General features: G+C 63.6%; 18 protein-coding genes and 1 tRNA gene. 9 read left to right on the top strand and 10 right to left on the bottom strand.

What is annotated here, in order from left to right:
* Window positions 1-22 precede the first annotated feature (22 nt).
* From acpA to ACZ1JC_RS19900, 3 genes are all read right to left on the bottom strand, one after another.
* Entirely contained in the window at window positions 23-1,690 is a 1,668-nt protein-coding gene (gene acpA / locus ACZ1JC_RS19910) for an acid phosphatase (RefSeq protein ID WP_465135235.1), read from the bottom strand.
* A gap of 94 nt (window positions 1,691-1,784) precedes the next feature.
* Entirely contained in the window at window positions 1,785-3,401 is a 1,617-nt protein-coding gene (locus ACZ1JC_RS19905) for an alkaline phosphatase D family protein (protein ID WP_465135236.1), read from the bottom strand.
* Between the two features lie 25 nt (window positions 3,402-3,426).
* Entirely contained in the window at window positions 3,427-5,721 is a 2,295-nt protein-coding gene (locus tag ACZ1JC_RS19900; RefSeq protein ID WP_465135237.1) for a TonB-dependent receptor, read from the bottom strand.
* Window positions 5,722-6,035: 314 nt separating this feature from the next.
* Here ACZ1JC_RS19900 and ACZ1JC_RS19895 point away from each other — a divergent pair, with 314 nt between their 5' ends.
* The 4 genes from ACZ1JC_RS19895 to ACZ1JC_RS19880 all read left to right on the top strand — a co-directional run bounded on the left by ACZ1JC_RS19895 (window position 6,036) and on the right by ACZ1JC_RS19880 (window position 12,463).
* Window positions 6,036-6,851, top strand: coding sequence for an alpha/beta hydrolase (locus ACZ1JC_RS19895; RefSeq protein WP_465135238.1), 816 nt, complete (start codon window positions 6,036-6,038; stop codon window positions 6,849-6,851).
* 140 nt (window positions 6,852-6,991) lie between these two features.
* A complete protein-coding gene (locus ACZ1JC_RS19890) occupies window positions 6,992-7,768 on the top strand; it encodes an ImuA family protein (RefSeq protein ID WP_465135239.1) in 777 nt (258 codons plus the stop codon).
* Between the two features lie 34 nt (window positions 7,769-7,802).
* The gene (locus tag ACZ1JC_RS19885) at window positions 7,803-9,191 is read left to right on the top strand and encodes a Y-family DNA polymerase (RefSeq protein WP_465148469.1); all 1,389 of its coding nucleotides are present in this window, start codon (window positions 7,803-7,805) and stop codon (window positions 9,189-9,191) included.
* Window positions 9,188-12,463, top strand: coding sequence for an error-prone DNA polymerase (locus ACZ1JC_RS19880; protein WP_465148383.1), 3,276 nt, complete (start codon window positions 9,188-9,190; stop codon window positions 12,461-12,463). Before ACZ1JC_RS19885 ends, ACZ1JC_RS19880 begins: the two co-directional genes overlap by 4 nt.
* Window positions 12,464-12,503: 40 nt before the next feature.
* On the opposite strand, the gene ACZ1JC_RS19875 is transcribed toward ACZ1JC_RS19880, so the two are convergent.
* Window positions 12,504-12,692, bottom strand: a complete 189-nt coding sequence (locus ACZ1JC_RS19875) for a hypothetical protein (protein ID WP_465135241.1) — start codon at window positions 12,690-12,692, stop codon at window positions 12,504-12,506.
* A gap of 73 nt (window positions 12,693-12,765) precedes the next feature.
* The gene (locus ACZ1JC_RS19870; RefSeq protein ID WP_465135242.1) at window positions 12,766-13,317 is read right to left on the bottom strand and encodes a MarR family transcriptional regulator; all 552 of its coding nucleotides are present in this window, start codon (window positions 13,315-13,317) and stop codon (window positions 12,766-12,768) included.
* A gap of 523 nt (window positions 13,318-13,840) precedes the next feature.
* On the opposite strand from ACZ1JC_RS19870, the gene ACZ1JC_RS19865 reads away from it, so the two are divergent.
* A tRNA-Arg gene (locus ACZ1JC_RS19865) sits at window positions 13,841-13,917 on the top strand.
* 96 nt (window positions 13,918-14,013) lie between these two features.
* Here the strand turns inward: ACZ1JC_RS19865 and acs are convergent.
* Complete coding sequence (gene acs, locus ACZ1JC_RS19860; RefSeq protein ID WP_465135243.1) at window positions 14,014-15,963, bottom strand: acetate--CoA ligase; 1,950 nt, start codon at window positions 15,961-15,963, stop codon at window positions 14,014-14,016.
* A gap of 384 nt (window positions 15,964-16,347) precedes the next feature.
* Here acs and ACZ1JC_RS19855 point away from each other — a divergent pair, with 384 nt between their 5' ends.
* Together ACZ1JC_RS19855 and ACZ1JC_RS19850 are read left to right on the top strand one after the other, a co-directional pair.
* A complete protein-coding gene (locus tag ACZ1JC_RS19855; protein ID WP_465135244.1) occupies window positions 16,348-16,863 on the top strand; it encodes an N-acetyltransferase family protein in 516 nt (171 codons plus the stop codon).
* Window positions 16,864-16,958: 95 nt separating this feature from the next.
* On the top strand, window positions 16,959-17,285 hold the full coding sequence (locus tag ACZ1JC_RS19850; protein WP_465135245.1) for a PilZ domain-containing protein: 327 nt from the start codon (window positions 16,959-16,961) through the stop codon (window positions 17,283-17,285).
* Between the two features lie 64 nt (window positions 17,286-17,349).
* On the opposite strand, the gene lpdA is transcribed toward ACZ1JC_RS19850, so the two are convergent.
* The 3 genes from lpdA to ACZ1JC_RS19835 are packed head-to-tail and all read right to left on the bottom strand — an operon-like array spanning window position 17,350 to window position 20,495.
* Window positions 17,350-18,765, bottom strand: coding sequence for a dihydrolipoyl dehydrogenase (gene lpdA, locus ACZ1JC_RS19845; RefSeq protein ID WP_465135246.1), 1,416 nt, complete (start codon window positions 18,763-18,765; stop codon window positions 17,350-17,352).
* Window positions 18,766-18,769: 4 nt separating this feature from the next.
* Window positions 18,770-19,162 (bottom strand): acyl-CoA thioesterase, encoded by a 393-nt coding sequence (locus ACZ1JC_RS19840; RefSeq protein ID WP_465135247.1) that lies wholly within the window; start codon window positions 19,160-19,162, stop codon window positions 18,770-18,772.
* 1 nt (window position 19,163) lies between these two features.
* On the bottom strand, window positions 19,164-20,495 hold the full coding sequence (locus ACZ1JC_RS19835) for a pyruvate dehydrogenase complex dihydrolipoamide acetyltransferase (RefSeq protein ID WP_465135248.1): 1,332 nt from the start codon (window positions 20,493-20,495) through the stop codon (window positions 19,164-19,166).
* A gap of 173 nt (window positions 20,496-20,668) precedes the next feature.
* Between ACZ1JC_RS19835 and ACZ1JC_RS19830 the strand changes: the two genes are divergently transcribed.
* Entirely contained in the window at window positions 20,669-21,124 is a 456-nt protein-coding gene (locus ACZ1JC_RS19830) for a universal stress protein (protein ID WP_465135249.1), read from the top strand.
* A 38-nt stretch (window positions 21,125-21,162) separates the two neighbouring features.
* Here ACZ1JC_RS19830 and rnr read toward each other — a convergent pair whose 3' ends face one another.
* Window positions 21,163-23,436 (bottom strand): ribonuclease R, encoded by a 2,274-nt coding sequence (rnr, locus tag ACZ1JC_RS19825; protein WP_465135250.1) that lies wholly within the window; start codon window positions 23,434-23,436, stop codon window positions 21,163-21,165.
* Between rnr and ACZ1JC_RS19820 the strand changes: the two genes are divergently transcribed.
* Window positions 23,420-25,630, top strand: coding sequence for a M3 family metallopeptidase (locus ACZ1JC_RS19820; protein WP_465135251.1), 2,211 nt, complete (start codon window positions 23,420-23,422; stop codon window positions 25,628-25,630). The two genes, rnr and ACZ1JC_RS19820, sit on opposite strands and share 17 nt — an antisense overlap.
* Window positions 25,631-25,750: the final 120 nt, after the last annotated feature.

Genomic DNA, 25,750 nt, shown 5'->3' with positions numbered 1-25,750 from the left:
CCGCCGGAAAGTTCGAAAAGTTTTACGCGATGTCGAGCGCGCCGGTCAGGTCTCCGGGGGCGACGCCGCCTGCCGCGAGCATCGCATCTTCGCGCATTTTCAGGCCTTCAAGCTTCTCCAGCCCAAAGCGGCGGGTGAGGAAGCGGGCGATGGAGCCGGTGTCGTAGATCGTGTGGTCCACCGTACCCTTCGTCGCGTGGGGAGAGACGATCACGGCGGGGATGCGCGTGCCCGGGCCCCAGCGGTCGCCCTTCGGCGGGGCGACGTGATCCCACCAGCCGCCGTTCTCGTCGAACGTGATGACGATCAGCATCTTTTCCCACTGCGGGCTGGCGCGCAGGGCATCGATAACGGCAGCGATATGACGGTCGCCCGCGTCGATGTCCGAGTAGCCGGCATGCATGTTGAGGTTGCCCTGCGGCTTGTAATAGCTGACCGCAGGCAGCTTGCCCGCCGCGGCATCGGCCAGGAACTTGTTGGTGCGCGCAGTGCTGCCCTCACCGCCGTCCCGCAGGAACTTCGCGCGGTCGGCGGTGCCGGGGGCGAAGCGGTCGTAATAGTTGAACGGCTGGTGATGCGGCTGGAAGTTCGGGCGCGACGGGAACGAGGCATCGTTCATGTGCCCTTCCAGCGCGGCATTCCATCCGCCTGCGTACCAGGCCCAATCCACCCCCTTGGCGCTAAGCATGTCGCCGATGGTCTTGTGCTTCTGCGGCACCAGCGTGTGCGCGCTGTCGGCATTGGCATAGCCGGGCTTGTCGGGATCCAGCTCATAGGTCGGTGCGTAAGGGGGCAGCATCGTGTTGACCGCCCAGAAATCCGGCGAAAGCGTGTTGGGGCCGAATACCGCCGGGCCGTCAATCGCGCTGGCCGGCGTCTTGGGATCCAGTTTCAGGCGCGTGCCCTTGGGATCGTTGCCCTCCAGCTTGGCGATACGCTTGGCGGCGGGGCTCTTGTCCGCATCCGGATAGAACGGCGGCTGCGCGGCGATCAGGTACTGGTGGTTGAGGAAAGACCCACCGAAAGCCCCCATGAAGAAGTTGTCGCAGAGCGTGAACTCACGGGCGATCTGCCAAAGGCGAAGCTGCGCACGCATGTCGCCGTAATGGCCCATGACCAGCGCACCGCTATCGCCCCAGGCCACGAACTGGTCGTTGGCGCCGCCATTGATTTGCATCTGGTTGTGGTAGAACGCATGGACCAGATCGCGGGTAACAAGGCCGTGCGGCAGCGGATCGCCCTCCGGCGTTTTCAGCGCGAAGGGACCGTTGGGTATCGGCGCAAGGTCGTCCGGCCCGATCTGGTATTCGGTATGCTCCACCACCTGTTTGGAGGGCACGAGGCCTTCCCAAATCTTCGGCAGCTTTTCCATGACCTTGCCGTCGCGGTCGCGTTGGAGAGTGCGTTCGGCGGGTACTTTGGAAAGCGGCTGCTGCAGGCCGGGGAAATCCGCAAAGAGGTTGTTGAAGCTGCGGTTCTCCGCAAAGATCACCACGACCGTATCGATCGCCGCACGCAGCTTCGCATCGCTGACCGGGCCCGAGGACGATCCCTTGGCCGGTTTCGCCTCCGCCGATTCGACCGCGCCGCCGGCAACGGCAGCAGCGCCGAGCGCGGCAGCAAGGCCGCCGAGGAAATCGCGGCGGTCGGGATTGCCGGACTTGGGATCGGCGGGATCGAAATCGGACATAGGGGGTGCCTCGAAAGGATTGGAAATCTGGCACTCTGTGGGACGGTGACTGCCCCCGCGTCAACCGTCCCACCCGTCAATTACGTAAATGCAATCAGGCCTTGGCGAAGCGACGCTCGCCCCATTTGACCGCCAGCGTGGTGCTGTCCGTGCCCGCCGTGGTGCGCTGGGCGATGGTGGACATGAAGTGCCAGGTGCCGCGCACCTGATCCGAGGTCACATCCAGAGAGACATAGCCACGGCGGCTGACGTCGGTGAACGCCAGCTGCGGGTTGGCCTCGCGCATCGAAGTGGCAAGCGCCTTGGGCGTGGCCGAAGGCAGATAAGCCTCGTAGCCTGGAGAAGTGACCGAGTGTCCGGCGTACTCGACACCCGCCGCCACGCCGCCGCTCGAAAGCTCGTTGCCCCAGGCATTGTGGCTGTCGCCCGAGAGCACGACGAGGTTGCAATCCGCCTCTTGCGCCGCCTTCAGCAAGCGTTCGCGGGCAGCGGGATAGCCGTCCCACGAATCCATGTTGAACGGCAGGCCCACCTTGGCAGCGGCGGCAGCGGCCATGAGCTGCCCGCGCACTTTGGCATCGCCGCCAGCCGGCACGAAATCGGCCAGCGCGGCGGGAGACTTCAGCGATCCCATGACGATCTGCTGGGCCAGGATCTGCCAGCGCGTGCCCGCCTTGGCCGAAGCCGCAAAGCCCTTGTAGAGCCAATCCTCCTGCACCGCGCCCATCAAGGTGCGCTCGGGCGACATCCACGGCCCGTCGCGGAACGCCAGCAGCGCCTTGGCAACGTCCGGGCCCTTGAATGCCGCTGCCAGATCGAGTTGCTTCATGCGGGAAGATACGCGCGTTTCAGGGCGGAACAGCGTGGCTAGCGAACCGATCTCATAGCTGCCCCAGTCCGCGTCGGAGATCGGCATCCATTCGCGATAGGCCTTCTCCGCCGCCGCCTTGCGCGCGGGCCAGGGGCCTTCGGTTTCAGGCTGATGATTCTCGGCACCGTCCTTGTAGGCGTCGTTGGCGAACTCGTGATCGTCCCACTGGACGATCATCGGGAAGCGGCGATGGAGCGCACGCAAGTCCGGATCGAGGCGATAACTGGCGTAGCGCAGGCGATAGTCGACCAGGCTGACGATCTCGTTCGCCGGCTCGATCGGGCGGCCGGCCATCGGATGCTCGGGATATTCGCCCAGCTTATATTCGTAGAAATAGTCGCCGACGTGGACGATCAGGTCCAGATCGTCTCGCGCGGCGGCGTGGGCATAGGCGTTGAACCAGCCGAACGGCATGTTCGAGCAGGAGAACAGGCCAATGCCGAAGCGGTCCACCTCACCCACCGGCAAGGTGCGCGTGCGGCCGACTTCGCTCATGGTGCCGTCCGGCGCGATGAAGCGGTAGAAGTACCACTTGCCCGGTTGCAGCCCGCCGACGACCAGCTTGGCGCAGTTGTCGCGGGCGGGAGAGGCGACGACCTCGCCCCCGCTGGCTACCTTGCGGAACTGGTCGTCCTCGGCCAGTTCGCAGCGCAGTTTCGTTTCGCCGCTGCCGACATAACGCGTCCACAGCAGAACCGAATTCGCGGCCGGCTCACCGCTGGCGACGCCGTGGGTGAAGCCGCGCGCGGTGAGGATCTGGGCAATGCCGGGCGTCGAAAGCGCGGCAAGGCCAAGCGCGCCGGCCTTGATGAGGAGGCGGCGGTCGAGAGCAAGGGTCATGGGGGGATGTCCTGTCTTCGAAAGGTCAGTAACGCGCGGTGAATTCGATGCCGTACGTGCGCGGCTCGGCCGGGATGAAGGTCGGGTGGCCGAACGAACCGCCGGTGTTGCCGGCATCCAGCAGGTACTTCTCGTCACCCAGATTGCGCGCGAAGCCCGCCACCTGGAAACGCCCGTCCATGAACGAGACGCCGCCACGCACGTTCACCAGCGTCACCGCGTCCTGGCTGATCGCTTCGGTGTTCGGGATCTCGAAATAGATCTTGCTGCGATAAGTCACGCTGGGCGTCAGGAACACGCTGGTGCTCTGGGTCACCGGCACGTTCAGGTTGAGGCCCGCCGCCCACTGCCACTTGGGCTGGAGGCGGAACTGGTCGCCCGCATAGGCGCCGTTCGAGGCATTGTCGTCGATCCCGCCGCTGATGAAGCCGACATTGCCGAAGGCGCTCAGCCAATCGGTGAACTTCGCTTCCAGTTCGGCTTCCACGCCCAGGTTCGATGCCGAACCGGCGCTGCGGGTGACGTTCTGCCCGTTCTCGATCACCGAGACCTGGAAATTGCTGTAATCGTCATAATAGACACCCAGCGATCCGGAGAAGATCCCCGCCGAGCCCTTGATGCCCGCTTCATAGTTCCACACCGTCTCCGCCCGGATTAGGTCGAGATCGGCAACCGGCCCGGCAGCCGCCGAAAGCTGCACCACCGGCGAGCGGCGGCCTTCGGAAATCGTGGCGTAGAGGTTGAAGTTCGGCGTAAGGTGGTAGAGCGCATTGAAGCGCGGCAGCACGGCGGCGTAGGAGCGCTGGGCATAGTAAGTCTGGCCATCGGTATCGACCAGCGGCAGCAACGGCTGGCCATAGACCGGCGCATCGGGCTGATAGGCGGCATAGCCCGAACGGCGCTTCTCGATCAGCACGCGCGCGCCGGCGGTCAGTTCCAGTTGCGGCACCGGCTTGAAAGTCACGTCACCGAACATCGACCATGACTGGTTGCGGCCCTTGTTCTCATACCAACTGTTATAGGGAACGGCGGTATAGGCGCCGCCCGTCAGGTAGGAGGTTGCCAGCGCCCCCGTCGCCACATTGGACGAATTCACGCAGCCAAGGCCTGGGATCAGGTTCGCCGTGCACTGGAGATAGGTGCCCACTTCGGAAGAGAGCGGCACGTACTGGTAGCTGTCCTCGATGAAGTAGTTCCACCCGAACGAAGCGCGCCACTGGTCGTCGCTGTAGGTGAAGCGGCCTTCGTGGCTGGCCTGCCAGCCCTTGGCGCGTTCTGCGAACTCCAGATACCAGGCGGCCGAGCCATCGGCATCGAACACTTCCAGCGCGTCGAAATGGCGATAGCCATTGACGGTGGTGAAGTTCCAGCCGTCCGCGAAATCCCAGCTTGCCGTGAGGTTCACGTCATAGACGTCGCGGTTGAGGCCCAGCTTGTCGCTGCCCAGCACCTCAGCCGAATAGGGCGAACCGCCGAGATAAGCCGGGCCGTAAAGTCCGTCGACCGCCGTGGAGCCAAGGTCCTTGGACAGGAACGGCGTGCCCGAATTGCGCTGGCGGTCGTAGGTGAAGATCAGGTCGGCGGTGAAGTTGCTGGCCGGCGTGAAGCGCAGCGAACCGCGCAGGCCAAGCTGGTCCTGCCCATAGAGATCGTCCTGATCGGGGGCGAGGTTCTTCACATAGCCATCGCGCTTCTTCCACTGCCACGCGATGCGCCCGGCGATCACGTCATTGCCGGCGTTGACGAAGCCTTCCAGTCGATAGGCATTCAAGTTGCCATAGCCGCCGGTGACTTCGGCCGAGAGTCCCGGCTGCGGCTTGGCCGAAACGAGGCTGATCGCGCCGATCGTGGCGGCCGTGCCGAACAGCGTCGCCTGCGGCCCCTTCACCACTTCGATGCGATCAAGGTCATAATTGCCCTGATAGGCCCCGCGTGAGCGGGAGATGTCGACGCCGTTGTAATAGAGCGTCACGCGCGGCCCCTGCTGGGCCGAACCGCTGTCGGAGGTGATGCCGCGGATCACGAAGCCGGGGTTATTGGCGCTCTGGATCTGGATGTTGAGGCCCGGAACATAGGCCGAAAGCTCGCCTATATCGGTCACGCCAAGCTGGCGCATCCGCTCTCCGCTCGCGACCGAGAGCGTGATCGGCACGTCCACCGCACGCTGTTCCACCTTTTGCGCGGTAACGACGATCTGGTTGGAATTACCATCTGCAGCATTCGCCGTGTCTGCCGCAGCCTCTTCGGCAAATGCCGCGCCCGGAATGCTGGCCAGAGCCGTGCCCGCCATCAGTGATGCGATGCAAATACCGAATTTCATTGCCATTTCCCCTGAGCCCTGAAGCGATTTCACGACCCGGGCGTTAACGGCTGGAAATGAAGCTTCAATGGCGATCCGTCCCTCTCGGCGCAATCGACGATGCAAGGAACGCAAAGCAACCAGAAAACGAGACCATCGTTATCCGTCCATTTCTGAAAAGCCTCAAAAGACTTGCTATTGAGAATGAATATCAATAATCTGAACCCCAACGGAAACGCGAGAGGAACTGATACCGTGAGATGCCCTGTCGCTCGTCCCGCCTTTCATAATTCTACGGCTATCCGCCCTCTGCTCCTTTATCGAAGGAGGGCGGCATGAAGCCGATCACCGGTCTTGCGCCGCTGCTGGCCTTGCTTTCCGCAGGCCCGCTGGGGGCGACGGCATGGACGCTGCCCAATTCGGACGTGCAGTTCGTCCCGGCGCCAGACGGTCACGTCTATCGCCTTCTGGTTTCCTGGCCCGAAGGACCGCCGCCAAGGCAAGGTTGGCCAGTACTCTGGCTGCTTGATGGTGAGGACAACTTCGCCGTCGCCACCATGACCGCGCGGCGAATGTCCCGCACAGATGGACTGATCGTTGCCATCGAATGCGATCATCGACCCCGGCGGACCGAAGACTACACCCCCGCCGTTCCGGGCTACCGGATACCCGAAGGCTTTCCCGCATGCGGACTTCCAACCGGTGGGGCGGAGCGCTTCCTCGATCTGATCGAAGAGGTGTTCCGCCCACTGGTCGAAGGCCGCTGGCACCTCGATCCGGCACGCCAGACGCTGGCCGGGCACGGCCTTGGCGGTTTGCTGGCGCTCCATGCGATGTTCACCGGCAGGCCCTACTCGGCCATCGTCTCGGTCAGCCCGTCGCTCTGGTACGGCGACAACAGCGTGGCCGCAGGTGAGCGCACGGCAGATCCTCGCCTGAAGACGCGGCTGCTGATCGTCAACGGCGCAGAGGGGAACGATTTGGACGATCACGGCGGGGCAGCTGCGGAGGCGCTTGCCACGCGCTGGCAGCGGCGCGGCGCCGAGGCGGAACACCTGTCCCTGCACGGGAAATGCCATGGCTCGACAATGCTGGCCGCAATGGGGCCAACGGTAACTACGGCGTTTTCGGCAAGTCGGTATCGGGCCTGATCGCCCGAAAAATAACGCTATTTTCCATAATGTTGTCGATCTTTCGGTCCCTCGTGGGCCGGCAGATCGGCAACGCCTGTTTGGCAAGCGGCGGATGTTGGAGTATGGAACATATAGAGAACAATTGAGCGATTCGGATCATGCCCGTCAAGACCTTCAAACTGGCGGAAAAGGCCATCGAACGGCTCCCTCAAGCCGATGGAGGAGCCCTGCCGGCCATGGACGCCTGCCGGCTGCATGAGATCCACGCGAATGGGGATGATCGGGCCACCGCCCTCGCCTTCGCGCTGTGCAAAAGCGGCATCGGCCCGAACGGCGCGGCAGTGCTGGTGCGAATGTCCCGCGCACAGCTGCGGACGCTGCCCTATGGGCAAGGATTGGTATCGCTCGGCCTGAAACCGGCCCGCCTGCTCCTGGTGGAAACCGAAAACGAACTCGACCTCCTGCGCGCCGGGCTGGAAGCCGCACGTTGTCCCGGCGTGGAATTGGTTCTGCTGGAAACGAACGGGGCTTTCGCGAAGTACGACCTCACCGCCAGCCGAAGACTGGCGCTGGCGGCGGAACAATCGCGCAATCGGGTGATCGTGCTGCGCCAGGATGCGGAACCCCGGTCCAGCGCCGCGCAGACCCGCTGGTCCATCTCCAGCGCGCCTTCCATCCCGCTTGAAGCCGATGCGCCGGGATGGCCGGCGATGGAGGCCAGACTGCTGCGCTGGCGTGGGGGTGCAGCAGGCCGCACGTGGCGGCTGGAATGGAATACGGACGATGGAACATTCCGCGATACGGGCTGGAATACAGGCGAAGGGAGCGGCAAGGATGGAGGCGAAGTCGCGCCAGTGTCTGGCGCTGTGGTTCCCCTATTTCGCATGCGAGAGAGTGCGGATGGCGGCGGGCCTGACTATCCACGCGCCGCCTGAACCACTCGCCCTCGTCTTGCGCACCGGCAATGCCCTGCGCCTCTCCGCCGTGGATGGCTTCGCCGTAAAAGCCGGGCTGGAAGCCGGGATGACGCTCGCCGATGCGCGGGCACGCTGCCCTACGCTGGTGACCCGGCCCGCCGATCCGGTGCTGGACGCGCGCGAGCTTGACCGGCTGGTCAGGGCGATGGTGCGCTTTACTCCCATGGTCGCAGCCGACCCGTCCGACGGCATCGTGCTGGACGTAACCGGCTGCACCCACTTGTTCGACGGCGAAGGGGAACTGGCACGACAGGCAGTGACCTTGGCAGGCTACACCGCGCGCCATGCCTTGGGCCCGAACGCCACGGCGGCGCGGGCTCTGGCGCGGCATGGGACCGGAAACGGGGATGTGCAGGCGCTGCCGGTTTCCGCTCTGGAACTGCCCGATGATGCTCTGGCCGCCTTGCGCCGTGCCGGCCTGCAGCGGATCGGCGACCTTTCCAGACGCCCGATGCAGACGCTGGCGGCGCGCTTCGGGGAGGAAATGGTCACCCGCCTGCGCCAGATCCTGGGCGAAGCCGCCAGCCCGATCGCTCCGCGCCACATCACCGCGCCGATCCGTCTGGAAACGCGCTTTCCCGAACCGCTGATCCGCACCGACGACGCACTCGATGCCGTGGAAGACCTGCTGGAACAGGCCGCGCAGGATATGGAAGCGCGCCAGTTGGGCGGCCGCCGTTTCATCGTCACGCTCTGCCGCAGCGACAATGCGCGGCGGCGGCTGGCGGTCGATACCGGCCGCCCCGAACGCGATCCGGCCATCGTCCTGCGGCTGCTGCAGGAGCGGATCGATACGCTGTCGGACCCACTCGATCCCGGCTTCGGCTTCGATTCGATCGAACTGGCCGTATCCCGCACCGATCCCCTGCCCGCCCGCCAGATCGCGCTGGAAAATTCGCGTGAGGAAGCCAGCGACGATCTTTCCGCGCTGATCGATCGGCTGAGCGTCCGCCTCGGCCCCAATCGCGTCCGCCGCCTGACACCGTGCGACCGGCATCTGCCGGAAGTCGCGCAAAGGCTGCTGCCCGCGATGGAGGTAAAGCCCGCCGATTGGCCGATGCAGGAAGGCCAGTTGCCGCGCCCGGCGCTGCTGCTCGATCCTCCGCAGCCGGTGGACGTCATCGCCGGCGTGCCTGACGGTCCGCCGCAACGGTTCCGCTGGAAAGGCAAGCTGCACGAAGTCCGCCTTGCCGAAGGGCCGGAACGCATCGGCGCGGAATGGTGGCGCAAACGGACCGGCCACCTTTCTGAAGGCAAGCAGCCGACCCGCGACTACTACCGGATCGAGGATGCCGAGGGCCGCCGCTACTGGATCTTCCGGCACGGCCTGTTCGAGGAAACCGCCAGCCCGAAGTGGTATCTCCACGGCCTGTTTCCATGACTGCTTCCCCGACAGATCAGCCGCCCTTCATGGAGCCGGTCGCCGCCAGCAATTTCAGCTTCCTGCGCGGCGCTTCCCATGCCGAAACGATGGTCGCCCGCGCCCATGCACTGGGGATGACCGGGATCGGCATTGCCGACCGCAACACCGTGGCAGGCGTCGCCCGCGCGCAAAGGGCCTGGGAACAACTGGGCGGTCCGTCCGGCGGGTTTAGGCTTATCGTCGGTGCCCGGCTGGTCTTTGCCGACGGCACGCCCGATATCGTCGCTTATCCCATGACCCGCCACGGCTGGGGCCGACTGACGCGCCTACTCACCCTCGGCAATCTTCGCGCGGACAAAGGCAGCTGCATCCTCCATCTGCCGGACCTGCTGACCCATGCGCAGGATATGGCGCTGATCGCGATGGATGGCGATGCCGCCCTGCTCGAAACCCTGCGCGCAGCAGCGCCCCGGCTCTGGCTTGCCGCCACCATGCCCCGCGCCGGCAGTGATGCCCGGCGTCTGGCGCAGCGGATGACGCTTTCCGCACGCACCGGCGTGCCACTGATCGCGACCAACGATGCGCTGTTTGCCACGCCCGAGGACCGGCCTATGCAGGACGTTCTCACCTGCATTCGGGAAGGTGTAACGATCCAGGCCGCCGGCCGCCGCCTTGCCCCAAATGCGGAACGTCACCTGAAGCCCCCGACGGAAATAGCACGCCTGTTCCGTGTCTGTCCGGAGGCCCTGACGGCAACACAGGACTTGCAGAACTGCATAGAGTTCACACTGAAGCAGTTGGTCTACGAATATCCGCACGAGCCGGTGCCGGAAGGCTGGCAACCGCAGGAGTGGCTGGAACATCAGGTGATGGAAGGCGCACGGGTGCGTTTTCCGGAAGGACTGCCGCCGGAATACCGGGCTGTGCTCGATGAGGAATTCCGGCTGATCCGGGGCAAGAACTACGCCTGCTATTTCCTCACCGTTCACGACATCGTGCGATACGCCCGCAGCCTCAGTCCGCCGATCCTGTGTCAGGGGCGCGGATCGGCAGCCAATTCGCTGGTCTGCTTCCTGTTGGGCGTCACCCCGATCGATCCAGTGGAGCAAAAGCTGCTGTTCTCCCGCTTCCTTTCCGAGGAGCGCGACGAGCCGCCGGACATCGACGTCGATTTCGAACACGAACGGCGCGAGGAGGTGATCCAGTACATCTACAAACGCTATGGCCGCCATCGAGCGGGGATCGCCGCTACCGTCATCCGCTATCGCCAGCGCAGCGCCATTCGTGAGGTGGGCAAGGCGCTGGGCCTGACGGAGGATGTGACCAGCCGCCTGTCCGGCACCGTGTGGGGCAGTTGGGGCGGGGAGGAACTGCCCGAGAGCCGCCTTGCGGAAGCCGGATACGATCCCGGCAATCCCGAACTTGCCCGCCTGCGCGACATGGTGGGCCAGTTGCTGGAATTCCCGCGCCACCTTTCGCAGCATGTCGGCGGCTTCGTGCTGAGCGAAGGGCCGCTTGAGGAACTGGTGCCGATCCACAATGCCGCGATGGAAGATCGCACGTTCATCGAGTGGGACAAGGACGATCTGGAATCCCTGGGGCTGATGAAAGTGGATGTGCTGGCGCTCGGCATGTTGACCGCGATCCGCAAGAGCTTCGATCTGCTGCGCGATCATGGCCTGCGCGACCTGACGCTGGCAACCGTCCCGCGTGAGGACCGGGCGACGTACAAGATGCTGCAAAAGGGAGACAGCATCGGCACCTTCCAGGTCGAAAGCCGCGCCCAGATATCCATGCTGCCGCGCATGAAGCCTGCGGAACTCTACGATCTGGTCATCCAGGTTGCCATCGTGCGGCCCGGCCCGATCCAGGGCGGCATGGTCCATCCCTACCTGCGGCGACGCAACGGGGAGGAAAAGGTCGACTTCCCGGGACCTGAAGGCGAAATGGAAAGCGTCCTTAAAAGAACGCTGGGCGTGCCGCTGTTTCAGGAACAGGCGATGAAACTGGCCATGGTCGCAGCAGGTTTCACGTCGGCCGAAGCGGACGGGTTACGCCGCGCCATGGCCACGTTCCGGCATAACGGCACCGTCCATCATTATCAGCCCCGACTGATCGAAGGCATGGTGAGCCGCGGCTACCCCCGCGAATTTGCCGAACGCTGTTTCGAACAGATCAAGGGCTTCGGCGAATACGGCTTTCCCGAAAGCCATGCGCAGGCTTTTGCCTGGCTGGCCTACGTCTCCTCATGGCTGAAGTGTCACTATCCGGCAGTGTTCACCTGCGCCTTGCTCAATAGCCAGCCCATGGGCTTCTATGCCCCCGCACAATTGGTGCGCGACGCACAGCAGCATGGGGTTGAAGTCCGTCCGATCGACGTCAACGCCAGCGAATGGCACAATACCTTGGAAGGAGAGCGCGTGCTGCGCCTGGGCCTGCGTCAGATCGACGGTTTTCGCAAGGAATGGGCCGAAAAGCTGAAGGAAAAGCGCGCGGAACGCCCCATCGCTTCCATGGAAGACATCGCCCGCCGCGCCGAATTGCCCTCTCGCGCGCTGCGCCTGCTGGCGGATGCCGATGCGCTCGGGTCGCTGGGACAAAGCCGGCGTGAGGCGGGATGGGAAAGCCGCCGCGTTCCGCCCATGCAACTGCCTTTGTTCGCCGCGCTGGATAGTCCCGAACTGGGCAAGGAGCCTGAGGCACCGCTTCCCGTCATGTCGCCTTCGGAAGAAGTGATCGCCGATTACCAGACGCAGCGCCTCTCGCTGAAAGGCCATCCCATGCAGTTTCTGCGCGGCCATTTCACGCGGCGCGGTGTGGCCGATTGCGCCACGATCAATGCCGCGCGCGACGGTACGAAAGTGCGCGTGGCGGGCGTGGTTCTGGTGCGACAGCGGCCGGGCAAGGGCAATGCAATCTTCATCACGATCGAAGATGAGACCGGCGTGGTCAATGCGCTGCTATGGGCGCGTGAAATGGAACCACAGCGCCGCGCGCTGATGGCGGCCCGCCTGATGGTGATCGAAGGGGAAGTGCAACGCAGCAAAGAAGATGTGGTTCACCTGATCGTCAAGACCATCACTGACGCCACAGATGCCTTGGATATGCTGTCGCACACGCAGAAAGGCAAGTTCGACCACGGACACGGCGACGAGATCGATCACCCGGGCCATCCTCGTGGGCCCGGTTATCCTCCCGGGACAAACCATCCTGGTGGGCAAGCCACCGGATCCAGCGTGCGCCATCCCCGCAACGTACGTATTCTGCCCCGGTCGCGCGATTTCCACTAGCGCCGAAAAGGCGATGGGGCAGGTAACCAGGCGGATAGGATCAGGGACTGATCGGCGCCGCTCCATTCTGTTCCGCTGCGATAACCGCCGATCCCTGAAACAGGTCGATTGCCATCTGGACGTGCACGGCAATTCGTTCCTGGCCCGCTTCATCCAGCAGATGCAGCGCTTTCTCCAAGTGCTCCAGAATATCTCGCGCATCATCCAGCGAGATTTTTTGTCCGCCCATTTTCGACCTTTCGATATGCGTATCGGGGGCTAACACGCATACCGCGGGAGCGCGACCCACACCCGTGGTATATTTAGATATTCAGGTAATTCTGAAGATATTCGGTCATTATGGTGTACCCCTTTGGGGTAAGATTCACAAAGGTGCGCCTGCCATCCGTGTGATCCACCGTCCGGATCACAAAGCCCGCATCCACCAGAAGCGATATCCAGCGAAGCGCTGTGGTCGATGGAACCGATGATGCGACGCACGCGGAGGTTATCGAAATCTTGCGCCCCTCACACGTTGAAGCGAAGAGATCGAGGAGAAGATCCCAAGCCGGCTCACCAAACAAGTGAGCGGGCATCAAGGCATCCCGTTTTCGGCGACTGCGGTAAATCTGCCGCGCGGCCCTTCCCAATTTTTCTGCGTCGAATTCGCCGCACCCTGAAATTTGCCCAAGAACATCGGGAACATATCGCTCCCTGTCATGTTCTCGAAGCATCGGTGTCAGGATTTGTAAACCACCTACAAGGCTGGAAAGGCTTTTCTCTATCGCATCAAGCCTGTGATGGAAAACATGCTCACTGCCATGAGCCATGCCCTCATCCTGATTCCCTGTTTGATTATTTTCTAGTGAGCTCAATAGATCAGTCCCGACTGTCGCACGCGCAAATGCAAGGGCGAGATTGCACACCAGGTACAACGATCAGAACGCGAATAGGATGCTGAGTGTCAGAAAGTTAATCCGCAAGGGCCCATCGCAGCAATAATTGCGGGAACTATCCTGGCGGTCGCACGCTTTCCCCCACCCGGCAAAGCCCGCGATGTCAGCTTTTTATTCGCCTCCAGTAGGGATGCAGGGGTGCCTGAAAGTCGCAATCGGCGCATGGCATGCGTCCTGTGGACCTAGCTGTTGAGTGCCGCCGACAGCCGGACGTCCCCGCCACACGGGCAGGTTCATCTCAACAACCCGGAAAACCACCGTTACCGGCAGAAATTGCACACCAAAATTCGCATGATTTGGCATTTGCGGTGCAATCCGGGATTGATCGCACGAGAGCGGGTAGTTATCGGATTGCCCACGGAATGTGATCAGTTCCCCACTTTCGCCTTCAAGGCGGATCGCGGAGAGCCCGGCCATTTTCCGATGCGGCACAAACCGCAGTGGCCCCGTAGCTCAGCCGGATAGAGCGACAGATTCCTAATCTGTAGGCCGCGCGTTCGAATCGCGCCGGGGTCACCACTTTCCCTCAGACTACATATCGCGCCCTCACCCGTCGCCGGAGCCACCTCACCCATGCCCCGGATTGGCCGGAGCATGGGCGTGGATTGGCGCGACTTATGCCGTGGCCGGTTGCGGGCGATTGGCGATCAGGTTTTCGACGACCGAGGGATCGGCCAGCGTAGAGATGTCGCCAAGGTTGGAGAAATCGTTCTCGCCGATCTTGCGCAAGATGCGGCGCATGATCTTGCCCGAACGGGTCTTGGGTAGGCCCGGCGCGAACTGGATCACGTCCGGCGTGGCGATCGGGCCGATCTCGTGGCGGACCCACTTGATCAGTTCCTTGCGCAGCGCCTCGTCCGGCTCGACTTCGGCGTTGCAGGTGACGAAGGCATAGATGCCCTGCCCCTTGATCTCGTGCGGCATGCCGACGACCGCCGCCTCCGCCACGGCCGGATGGGCGACGAGCGCGGATTCGATCTCCGCCGTGCCCATGCGGTGGCCGGACACGTTGATGACATCGTCGATGCGGCCGGTGATCCAGTAGTAATCGTCCGCATCGCGGCGGCAGCCGTCGCCCGTGAAGTAATAGCCGGCAAATGTGGTGAAATAGGTCTGGAAGAAGCGTTCATGATCGCCCCAGACGGTGCGCATCTGGCCCGGCCAGCTATCGGCGATGACAAGGCAGCCATCGGTTGCACCGTCCAGCACCGTGCCGTCGTTGTCGAGTAGCATCGGTTTCACGCCGAACATCGGCTTGCTGGCGGAACCGGGCTTGAGCGCGGTGGCGCCGGGCAACGGGGTGATCATGGCGCCGCCGGTCTCGGTCTGCCACCAGGTGTCGACGATCGGGCAGCGCCCCTCGCCCACGACCTTGTGATACCATTCCCACGCCTCGGGATTGATGGGCTCGCCCACCGAGCCGAGCAGGCGCAGGCTCTTGCGGCTGGTCTTCTTCACGAAGTCATCGCCCTCGCGCATCAGTGCGCGCAGTGCGGTGGGGGCGCCGTAGAAGATCTCCACCCGGAACTTGTCGACCACCTGCCAGAAGCGGCTGGCGTCGGGGAAGTTGGGCACGCCTTCGAACATCACCGTGGTCGCGCCGTTCATCAGTGGGCCGTAGACGACGTAGGAATGCCCGGTCACCCAGCCGATATCGGCCGCGCACCAGTAGATCTGGCCGGGGCGGTAATCGAAAACGTATTCATGCGTCATCGATGCCCAGACCGAATAACCGCCGGTGGTGTGGAGCACTCCCTTAGGCTTGCCCGTGGAGCCGGAGGTGTAGAGGATGAACAGCGGATCCTCGGCGTTCATCTCCTCGGGCGGGCAATCGGCGGACTGCTGCGCCACGGCCGAGGCCCAGTCGATATCGCGGCCTTCCACCATCGGTACGCCGGCGCCGGTATGGCTGAGCACGATCACGCTCTCCACGCCCGGGCAGGCCTTCAGCGCTTCGTCGACATTGGCCTTGAGGGCGACCTTCTTGCCGCCGCGCAGCCCCTCGTCGCTGGTGAGGACGATACGGCTGTCGCAGTCCTGAATACGGCCAGCGAGAGCGTCCGGAGAGAAGCCGGCGAAGACGATCGAATGGATCGCGCCGATGCGCGCGCAGGCCAGCATGGCGACGGCAGCCTCAGGCACCATCGGCAGATAGATGGTGACGCGCTCACCCTTCTTCACGCCGCGCGCCTTCAGCAGGTTGGCGAAGCGGCAGACCGATTCGTGCAATTCGCGATAGGTGATGCGGCGTTCGGGGTTCTTTGGATCGTCCGGTTCCCAGAGGATCGCAATATCATCGCCGCGCGTCGCCAGATGCCGGTCGAGGCAGTTGGCGGAGAGATTCAGCGTGCCGTCGGTGAACCAGGAAATGCCGAAGTCCGCCTCATGAAAGCTGGTCTGCTTTACGACGCTGAATGGTTTGATCCAGTCGAGACGCTGGGCTTCCTCGCGCCAGAAACCATCGGGATCGTCGATCGAACGCTGATACAACTCAAGGTAGCGCGCCTCGTCGATCAGGGCGTTCTTCGCCCATTCCGTGGGCACGGGGTAGATGGCCTCGGCCATGATGCATTTCTCCTCTCCGGTGGAGCTTTTCCGGCAATTGCGGACCTTCTGCCAGCATCTGGCAGGCCCGCGCAATCGCTTCGACAACAGACATTAGAGATTGGCGGAACGAGTGCCAGTTGCAACCGGCCAATTCGGCATTTCCGTCCGCCCAATGGTGTCCCGCAGTCGAGACGAAACGCAGCGGATTCGTGCACTTGCGCACCGGTCCACGCGGCCGTGGGCGACATGCGGCGCGGCCTGTGCTATCCCCGCACCCGCGTCGCGACCACAGCGGCGGGATCGTGAGGGGAATGGAACTGATCCAGATCAAGGCCCTGCCCCTCGCCGCGATCCAAGGTACCGGCACTTCTCGACCCAGCACTTTTCTGCGGAGTCTCGTCCATGTCCCTCAATGACGTCATCACCCTTCCCACCCGTTCCGGCATCGAACTCGAAGTCCGCCCCGCCAACGAGAGCGACGAAGCGGATCTGACATCCTTTTTCGAACAGGTGACCGACGAAGACCGGCGCTTCCGCTTCTTCGCAGCGGCAGACCGGGTGAGCGCGCAGCAGATCGCGCCGCTGGTCACCGCCGATCACTTCCGCACCGAATCGTGGCTGGGCGTGAACAAGGCCAGTGCCGAGATCGTGGCGTCCGGCGTGCTGGCCTATGACGATTCGCTGGAAACCGCCGAAGTGGCGATTTCCGTGCGCGCCGATCACAAGGGTAAGGGCGTGGGCTGGGCCATGCTCGATTTTCTGGGCAAGCAGGCCGAAGCCCGCGGCTGCAAGCGCGTGATGTCGATCGAAAGCCGCGAGAACAGCGCCGCCATCGAAGTGGAGCGCGACAAGGGTTTCAGCCCCGAATCGTTCCCCGGCGATCCGACGCTGGTGGTGCTTTCCAAGACTTTCGGCTGACGGGTTTGCTCCAGTCTGGCGCTATTCGTCAGCGGCGCTAACCCCTTGGTAAGCCTCGAACTTGCAAGACAGCTATCCATTTGGCGGAGGTTGTCTTGCAAATCGTTTCCCCCCACGACGTGGATCAGCTTGAACGCGGGGCCCGCGTGGACCTTTCGCTCCTGTGCGAAGTGCGTCAGGGCACGCGCCCCTGGAAGGTTGCCCGTCTGGAGGATCTTTCGCCCGGCGGTTTCCGCATCGCCTGGCTTCCCGATGCGCGCGAAGACATGCCGCTGCGCATCCGCATTCCCGGCCTTCAGATGCTGAGCGCGCGGATCTGCTGGACCAGCGGCAACACCATCGGCTGCGCTTTCGCAGAACCACTCCACACCGCCGTGTTCGAACACATTGCCCGCGCTGCAGGGGCCGGGAGCACGGTCTGAGCTCAAACGAAAAGGGCGAGCCTTCGCAGGCCCGCCCTTCGCATTTCCGCTACTGGTCGCTGCCTCAGATGTGAAGCGCGCGGCCGTAAGCTGCCAGAACCGATTCGTGCATCGCTTCCGAGATCGTCGGGTGCGGGAACACGGTCTGCATCAGTTCGGCTTCGGTGGTTTCCAGCGTCTTGCCGACGACGTAGCCCTGGATCATCTCGGTCACTTCCGCACCGATCATGTGGGCGCCCAGCAGTTCGCCGGTCTTGGCGTCGAACACCGTCTTCACGAAGCCTTCCGGCTCGCCCAGCGCGATGGCCTTGCCATTGCCGATGAACGGGAAGGTGCCGGCCTTCACGTCGTAGCCCGCTTCCTTCGCCTTCGCTTCGGTCATGCCGACCGATGCGATCTGCGGGTGGCAGTAGGTGCAGCCCGGGATGTTGTTGCGATCAAGCGCGTGCGGATGGACGTCCTTGTTGCCCAGTTCCTGAGCGATCGCCTCAGCCGCGGTAACGCCTTCATGGCTGGCCTTGTGTGCCAGCCAGGGGCCGTCCACGCAGTCGCCGATAGCCCAGATGCCCTTGACGTTGGTGCGGCCGTAGTCGTCCGTCTTGATGTGGAAGCGCTTGTCCGGCTCGATGCCCAGATCTTCCAGACCGATGTTCTCGACGTTCGGCACGATGCCGATGGCGACGATCATGTGGCTGAATTCATGCGCAGCGGCCTTGCCGGCCTTGTCGGTGATGGTCACCTTCACGCCGTCCTTGCCAACGGCCAGATCGCTGGTCTTGGCGCCGGTCATGATCTTCATGCCCTGCTTGGTCAGCTGCTTTTCGAGGAAGGCCGAAACGTCGGCATCTTCCACTGGCACGATGCGGTCCATCATCTCCACGACCGTGACGTCAACGCCCATGTCGTTGTAGAAGCTGGCGAATTCGATCCCGATCGCGCCCGAGCCGATGACCAGCAGCTTGCTGGGCATTTCCTTGGGCGTCATCGCGTGGCGATAGGTCCACACGCGCTCACCGTCCGCCTTGGCGTTCGGCAGGTCGCGGGCGCGGGCGCCGGTGGCGATGATGATGTGCTTGGCGGTGAGGGTTTCGGTGCCCTTCTCGCCGGTCACTTCCAGCTTACCGGGCGCGACAAGCTTGCCGGTGCCCATGTGCACGGCGATCTTGTTCTTCTTCATCAGGTGCGTGACGCCCTGATTCAGCTGCTTGGCAACGCCGCGCGAACGCTGGACGACGGCATTCAGGTCCGCCGTGATGTTGTCGGCGGCAAGGCCGTAGTTCTTGGCGTGCTTCATCTGGTGGAACACCTCGGCCGAGCGCAGCAGCGCCTTGGTCGGGATGCAGCCCCAGTTGAGGCAGATGCCGCCGAGCAGTTCACGCTCGACGATGGCGGTCTTCAGGCCAAGCTGCGCGGAACGGATCGCCGCGACATAGCCACCGGGGCCCGAGCCGAGGACGATGACGTCATAGGTATCAGCCACTGTCTTACTTCTCCTGATCGATGACGCGCGGTTTGCCGAATTCGTTCACCGCGACGAAGGTGAACACGGCCTGCGTCACCTTCACTTCTTCTTCTTCATGCCGATGGCGGCGCCACGCCTCGATGGCGATCGTCATCGAGGTGCGGCCGACCCGCTTGATCTCACCATAGACGGAAACCTCGTCACCTACCTTTACGGGCAGGTGGAACTGGGTGCCGTCCATGGCGACGGTGACCGCGCGGCCGCGCGAACGGCGGGCGGCGATCAAACCGGCCCCCATGTCCATCTGGCTCATCAGCCAGCCGCCGAAGATGTCGCCATAGGCGTTGGCATCGGCCGGCATTGCCGTGACCCGGATCACCGGGTCACGCGGGCAACCGCTGGTCTTGTCTTCCATCTCAGGCAACCATGCCCAGCGGCGTTTCGATATATTCGCGGAAGGCGGCCATCAGGCGGGCACCGTCGGCACCGTCCACCGCACGGTGGTCGAAGCTGCCGGTCGCGCTCATGACGGTGGCGACGCCCAGCGAATCGTCGGGCATGACCCACGGGCGCTTCTCACCCGCGCCGACGGCGATGATCGTCGCCTGCGGCGGGTTGATCACGGCCGTGAACTGCTTGATGCCCATCATGCCCATGTTCGAGATCGAGGCGGTACCGCCCTGATACTCGCCCGGCTGCAGCTTGCCTTCCTTGGCGCGCTTGCCAAGGTCCTTGGTCGCCTTGGCGATTTCGGAGAACGACTTGCCGTTGGCGTTCTGGACGATCGGGGTGATCAGGCCGCCCGGGATCGAAACGGCAACCGAAACGTCGGCACGGGCATACTTGATCAACTCGTTACCCGCGAAGGTCACGTTGCACTCCGGCACGTCGATCAGCGCGCGGCCAAGGGCCTTGATCAGCATGTCGTTGACCGAAACCTTCACGCCCTGCTTTTCGAGCATGGAGTTGATCTCGGCACGCAGGGCCATCAGCTTGTCGAGGCGCACGTCCACGGTGAGGTAGATGTGCGGCGCTTCCTGCATCGACTGGGTAAGGCGACGCGCGATGGTCTTGCGCATGCCCGACAGCTTTTCGACGGTGTGCGGGATGCGGTCGTCAAGCAGAGCGCGGGTTTCGGCCGCCATTTCGACCGAAGCGGGCTTCGCTTCGCCAGCAGGAGCGGCAACGGGTGCAGCAGTCGGAGCCGGAGCGGCAGCCTTCGGCGCGGCGGTGCCGGGCTGAGCGGCTTCAACGTCGGCCTTGACGATGCGGCCCTTGGGGCCGGTGCCGGAAACCGAAGCGAGGTCGACGCCCTTGGCGACGGCAACGCGCTTGGCAAGCGGCGAGGCGACCACGCGGCCGTCCTTGCTGGCCGGAGCAGCAGCCGGTGCCGAAGCGGCGGGAGCCGGGGCAGCAGCGGCAGCAGGCGCAGCGGCCGGAGCCGGAGCCGGAGCGGCAGGCGTATCGGCCTTGGCGGGGGCGGCGGCAACGGCGCTGGCGTCTTCGCCTTCACCGGCGATCACGGCGATCACGGTGCCGACCTTCACGCCTTCGGTACCTTCGGGCACCAGAATCTTGCCGACGACGCCTTCGTCGACGGCTTCGAATTCCATCGTGGCCTTGTCGGTTTCGATTTCGGCCATGATGTCGCCGGAGTTGACGGTATCGCCTTCCTTAACCAGCCATTTCGCCAGTTTCCCCTCTTCCATCGTGGGGGACAGGGCGGGCATCTTGATCTCGATGGGCATGGAAGCTTGTGAGTCCCTTGTTATCCTGGGGAGGTGTGCGGGGTTGGCCTTTCCTTGGACAAGTTGCGCGCAGCATACAAGCGCCTTCGCAATCCTTTCGCCATTCGTGATCCCTTGCGCAGAGACCTGAATGGCCTGATAAGCGCATCCCAAGGGGATCAAGGCTAAAAATCATGCGCGTCTATCTGGTTATTGTAGACGAGACGGAAGAGGCGCTGGTCGCCCTTCAGTTCTCCGCCCGCCGCGCGGCCAAGACCGACGGCGTGCTGCATCTTCTCGCTCTGGTACCGCCGCAGCCGTTCAATGCCTTCGGCGGCGTACAGGCCACGATCGAGGAAGAAGCCCGCGCGCGCGCGGAAACGCTGGTGACGGCGGCGGCCGGAAACCTGCTTTCCCAAGGTGCAAAGATGCCGGTGATCTCCGTCCGCATGGGCGAGGATATCAAGATCGTGCGCGAATACCTGAAGGAGCATCCGGAGGTTTCCGCACTCGTTCTGGGCGCGGCGAAGGAAGGCGGTCCGGGGCCGCTGGTCGCGCACTTCACTGGGGCCGGCCTTGGCCACATGCCCTGCCCCGTTTTCGTGATCCCGGGGACGCTCGATGCCGAAGCGATCGAGCGCCTGAGCTAAGCCCCAGATTTATCGGCTCCGGATCGGAGCCGATTGCCTCACTTCTTCTTCCGGCCTTGGTGCCGGATGTTGCCGGGCCGCCCGCGCTGGCCGACGAAGTGCTTGCCCTTCTTCTTGAGCGGCTGCGCCTGCGGCCTGCCGCGCTGTTCGATGCGGCCGCCGCCTTCTTCCAGTTCGAACTTCAGCGCGCCGGTCAGCGGATTCGCTTCCGCCAGTCGCAGACGCAAGATCTGGCCGACGGCGTAGCTGGTGCCCGTGCTTTCGCCTTGGAGGACTTGCGCCTTCTCGTCATAGGCGAAGCGCTCGTCGCCCAAGGTCGAGACCGGGACGAGGCCATCGCCGCCGAGGCTGATGATCGTCGCGAAGAAGCCGAACTTCTGCACGCCGGTGATGCGGGTGTCGAAGACCTGCCCGACGCGGCCGGACAGCCAAGCCGCCACATAGCGATCGATCGTCTCGCGCTCTGCCTCCATGGCGCGGCGTTCGGCGGTGCTGATTGCCTCACTGACGCGACCGAGATCGTCGCGGTCGCGATCGGACAGGCCCGAAGTCGCCGGGATGTCGCCATCCGGCTTCGGCTGCTCCAGCCCATAGGCATCGACCAGCGCGCGGTGGACCAGAAGGTCCGCATAGCGGCGGATCGGCGACGTGAAGTGCGCATAGGAGCCGAGCGCAAGGCCGAAGTGCCCTTCATTGCGCGGCCCGTAATAGGCCTGCGTCTGGCTGCGCAGGACGGCCTCCATGATCAGCGCCTTCTCGCTCTCGTCCGCGATGTCCTTGAGCATGCGGTTGAACAGGCCCGGCGTGATGACCTGCCCCAGCGAGAGCTTGCGGCCGAACGTCGCCAGATAGTCCTTCAGCGTGGTCAGCTTCTCGCGGCTCGGCGTCTCGTGGATGCGATAGACGACCGGCGCGACCTTGGCTTCCAGCGCCTTCGCAGCGGCGACGTTGGCGGCGATCATGAAATCTTCCACCACGCGGTGCGCATCGAGCCGTTCGCGAATGGCGATTTCGGCGATGCGTCCCTGATCGTCCAGCTTCACGCGGCGTTCGGGCAGTTCGAGTTCCAGCGGGTCGCGCGCGGCACGGGCTTCGGCCAGCAGCTTCCAGCAGGCCCAAAGCTGCTTCAGATGCTCGGGCGCGCGGTCTTCGTCGATGCGGGCCTGCGCCTCTTCATAGGCGATCACCTCATCGATGCGGACAATGGCGCGGGTGAAGCGCCATTCGGTCACCTTGCCCTGCGCGTCGACCTTCATGTGGCAAGCCATCGCCGCGCGATCTTCGCCCGAACGCAGCGAGCAGACGTCGGCACTCAGCACTTCGGGCAGCATCGGCACGACGCGGTCCGGGAAATAGACCGAATTGCCGCGCCGCCGCGCCTCGCGGTCGATATGGCCGCCGGGGCGGACATAGAACGAAACGTCGGCAATGGCGACGAGCGCATCGAAACCGCCCTGCTCGTTCGGCGCCGCCCAGATCGCGTCATCATGGTCGCGCGCGTCGGAGGGGTCGATGGCGACGATGGGCAGGTGCCGCAGATCCTCGCGCTTTTCATGGCTGAGCGGCATCTTCGCTGAGCGCTCTGCCTCGGCAATGGTATCGCCGTCGAAGTGGTTGGGAATGCCGTGCTTGTGGATCGCGATCAGGCTGAACGCCTTGGGCGCGAGCGGTTCGCCCAGCACTTCGGTAACCTTGACCGAAGGCCGCGCGGAACGGCCGATAGGCTCGGCCAGCACCAGTTCGCCCTTCTCGGCACCGCCAAGATCGGAAATCGGTGAGGAGTTGCGGATGCGCTTGTCGACCGGGGCCAGCCAGGCCTTGCCCGCAGCGTCGATCTCGACCACGCCCAGCATCTGTTCGGAGCGCAGCATCAGCTTCTTCATCGGATAGGCACGCCAGCCGGTGGGCGTCTCTTCCGTGCGGGACAGCACACGGTCGCCCTTCTTCAGCGCCGAGCGGCCCTTCTCGATCAGGCGAATGCGCGGCGGGGGGGTGGCGTCGTCCGGCGTCCAGGTGTCAGGAATGGCGATGGGCTCGCCCTCGTCCACATCGACGATGCGCAGCACGGTCACCTTGGGCAGGCCGCCCATGCGGTGGAAAGCCGTGCGCTTTCCGTCGATCAGGCCTTCCTCGGCCATATCCTTCAGCAGTGCCTTGAGCTGGATCTTCTCCTGCCCCTTCAGCCCGAAAGCGCGTGCAATCTCGCGCTTGCCGGCCGGCTCCGTGGCGTTCTGGATGAAATCGAGCACCTGCTGGCGCGTGGGCAGGCCGGGCTCATGGCGCGGTTTCGACGACTTGGGCGTCTTGTTCATGGGGCGAGGCATAGTACCGCACTTGGCGGCAAACCAAGGCAATTACAATCCATGTCAGCCTGGCTGCACCTGCGCGCTCTCCGTGCACTCCATATTTGTGCGGATTGGCGGAATGGCCATACAACAGTATTGTTGGATTATTGCCGAACGGGGGATCGTCATGCGCCATCAGCCACAGTCACGCAAATACGCCATTCTTCTGGCCGGAGCCGCGATTTCGCTTCCCGGCACCGCCTTGGCCGAGCCCAATGCAGTGGACGGCCTTGTCGGCCCGGTATTGGCCGGCGCACCGGATGCAGCGACGATCAAAGCGCGATGCGATAGCCTGATGCAAGCGATCGACGCCCGCACTGCCCAACTGGAAGCCGAAAGCGGACCGGCGACTATTGGCGGCACGCTCCAGAGATACGATGATATTTACGATCTCATTTTGGCGGGCGCGGGCGAATCCGTTCTCTATCGCCAAGTCATGGCTGATGCCCCGCGGCGTGATGCAGGCGCAGCCTGCGAGGTTCGGATGCAGGCGGCGACCAACCGGATCGGCCTGTCGCGCCCCATCTACGATCGCCTCAAAGCCATTGATGCCTCGCACGAGGATGCGGCAACGCGATATTACCTCGCCAACATCCTACAGAATTTTGAAATCGCCGGCGTCGGCGAACCAGCGGATCGCCGCAAGGCCGTCCAGGCCTTGCAAGATCGTATTTCCGCCAATGGAACCGCTTTTGAAAAGGGCATTGCCGACGCCAGAAAGACGATAGAGGCAACCCCATCCGAACTGGCTGGACTACCCGCCGATTTCATCGCGACCCACCCGCCCGGCCCGAACGGCAAGGTCATCCTGTCGACCGACTACACCGATGTATTTCCGGTGATGTCCTATGCTCGCAGCGATGCCCTGCGCGAACGACTGCAACGCGCCAATCGTACGCGCGGCTATCCGGAGAACGATGTCCGCCTGACAGCCATGCTGAATGACCGAGCGGAGCTGGCCGCAGATCTTGGCCGCAGCGATTTCGCGACGCTGGTGCTGGAGGACAAGATGCTGAACACACCAGCCAAAGTGGAGGGTTTGCTTTCAGGGGTCGACGAAGTCGCGCGCCCTGTCGCTCAGCGAGACTATGATCGCCTGCTCGCCGAACGGCGGCGGGACGAGCCCGGCGCCAAAGAGGTCGATCTTTGGCAGTACGGGCTCTATTCGCAGCGCGTGCTGCAGCGGGATTATGCTTACGACGCGCAGGAAATGCGCAAATACTTGCCTTATGGCAAAGTGCGCGACGGCATCCTGAAACTGACGTCAGACCTCTTCGGCGTGCAGTTCCGTCCATGGACTACCGCCAAGTGGGATCCGGGTGTCGAAGCCTACGAGATGTTGGAAAACGGCACGGTGATTGGCCGGTTCTACTTCGATTCCCACCCACGCCCCGGCAAATACGAACACGCGAACATGATAGCGCTGCGCGTTGGCCTTTCCGACAGGACCGTCCCCATGGGAGCGCTGGTCACCAACCTTTCCGCCGGCAATAGTGGAGAGGCGCTTATGGAGCATGACGACATGGTCACGTTCCTTCACGAGTTCGGTCACATGCTACACCACATCTTTGGCGGCCAGCAGCAGCGCTGGGCCGGGCAATCGGGCGTCGCCAACGAATGGGACTTCGTGGAAGCGCCGTCACAGATGCTGGAAGAGTGGGCATACGATTACGACACGCTGGCCACTTTCGCCGCCGATGGTTCGGGCAAGCCCATACCGCGTGATCTGGTTACCCGGCTCAATCGGGGACGCTACTTCGGGCGTGGCTTCGACGCCCTGCGCGAAGTCGGCTATTCGACGATTTCCCTGCGCCTTCATCAGTCGCCGGCACCTGCAGATCTTGGTGCGAAAACGCGCGCGCTCTACGCGGCCTACGTCTTCGGTCCGGTGCCGGAGTGGTATCAGATCCAGGACAGCTTCAGTCACCTCAACGGCTATTCGGCGATCTACTACACCTACACCTGGTCGAAAGTGATCGCGGACGACATGTTTACCCAATTCCAGACGCATGGCCTGCGAGACCGGGCGACGGCGAAACGGTATCGCGATATCGTGCTGGCTCCCGGCGGAACACGCCCTGCCGCGCAACTGGTGGAGGCATTTCTGGATCGCCCGATTGGCCTGGACGCATTCAAAGCCGAACTTGCGAAGGATATGTGACCGGCAGCGCTTACACGCTGAGGCCGGCTTTTAGGGCAGTCGATCCAACCGCGTCGGATAGACTGCTCTAAGTTTTTGGTTTGGCGTTTTTCCCAGCCATCAGGTGATCCCACCCGATTG

It is taken from the genome of Sphingomonas sp. BL-S-28 (assembly GCF_055521515.1).
The sequence above is the reverse complement of the archived record's forward strand: the minus strand, read 5'-3'. Positions and strand labels throughout refer to the sequence as shown.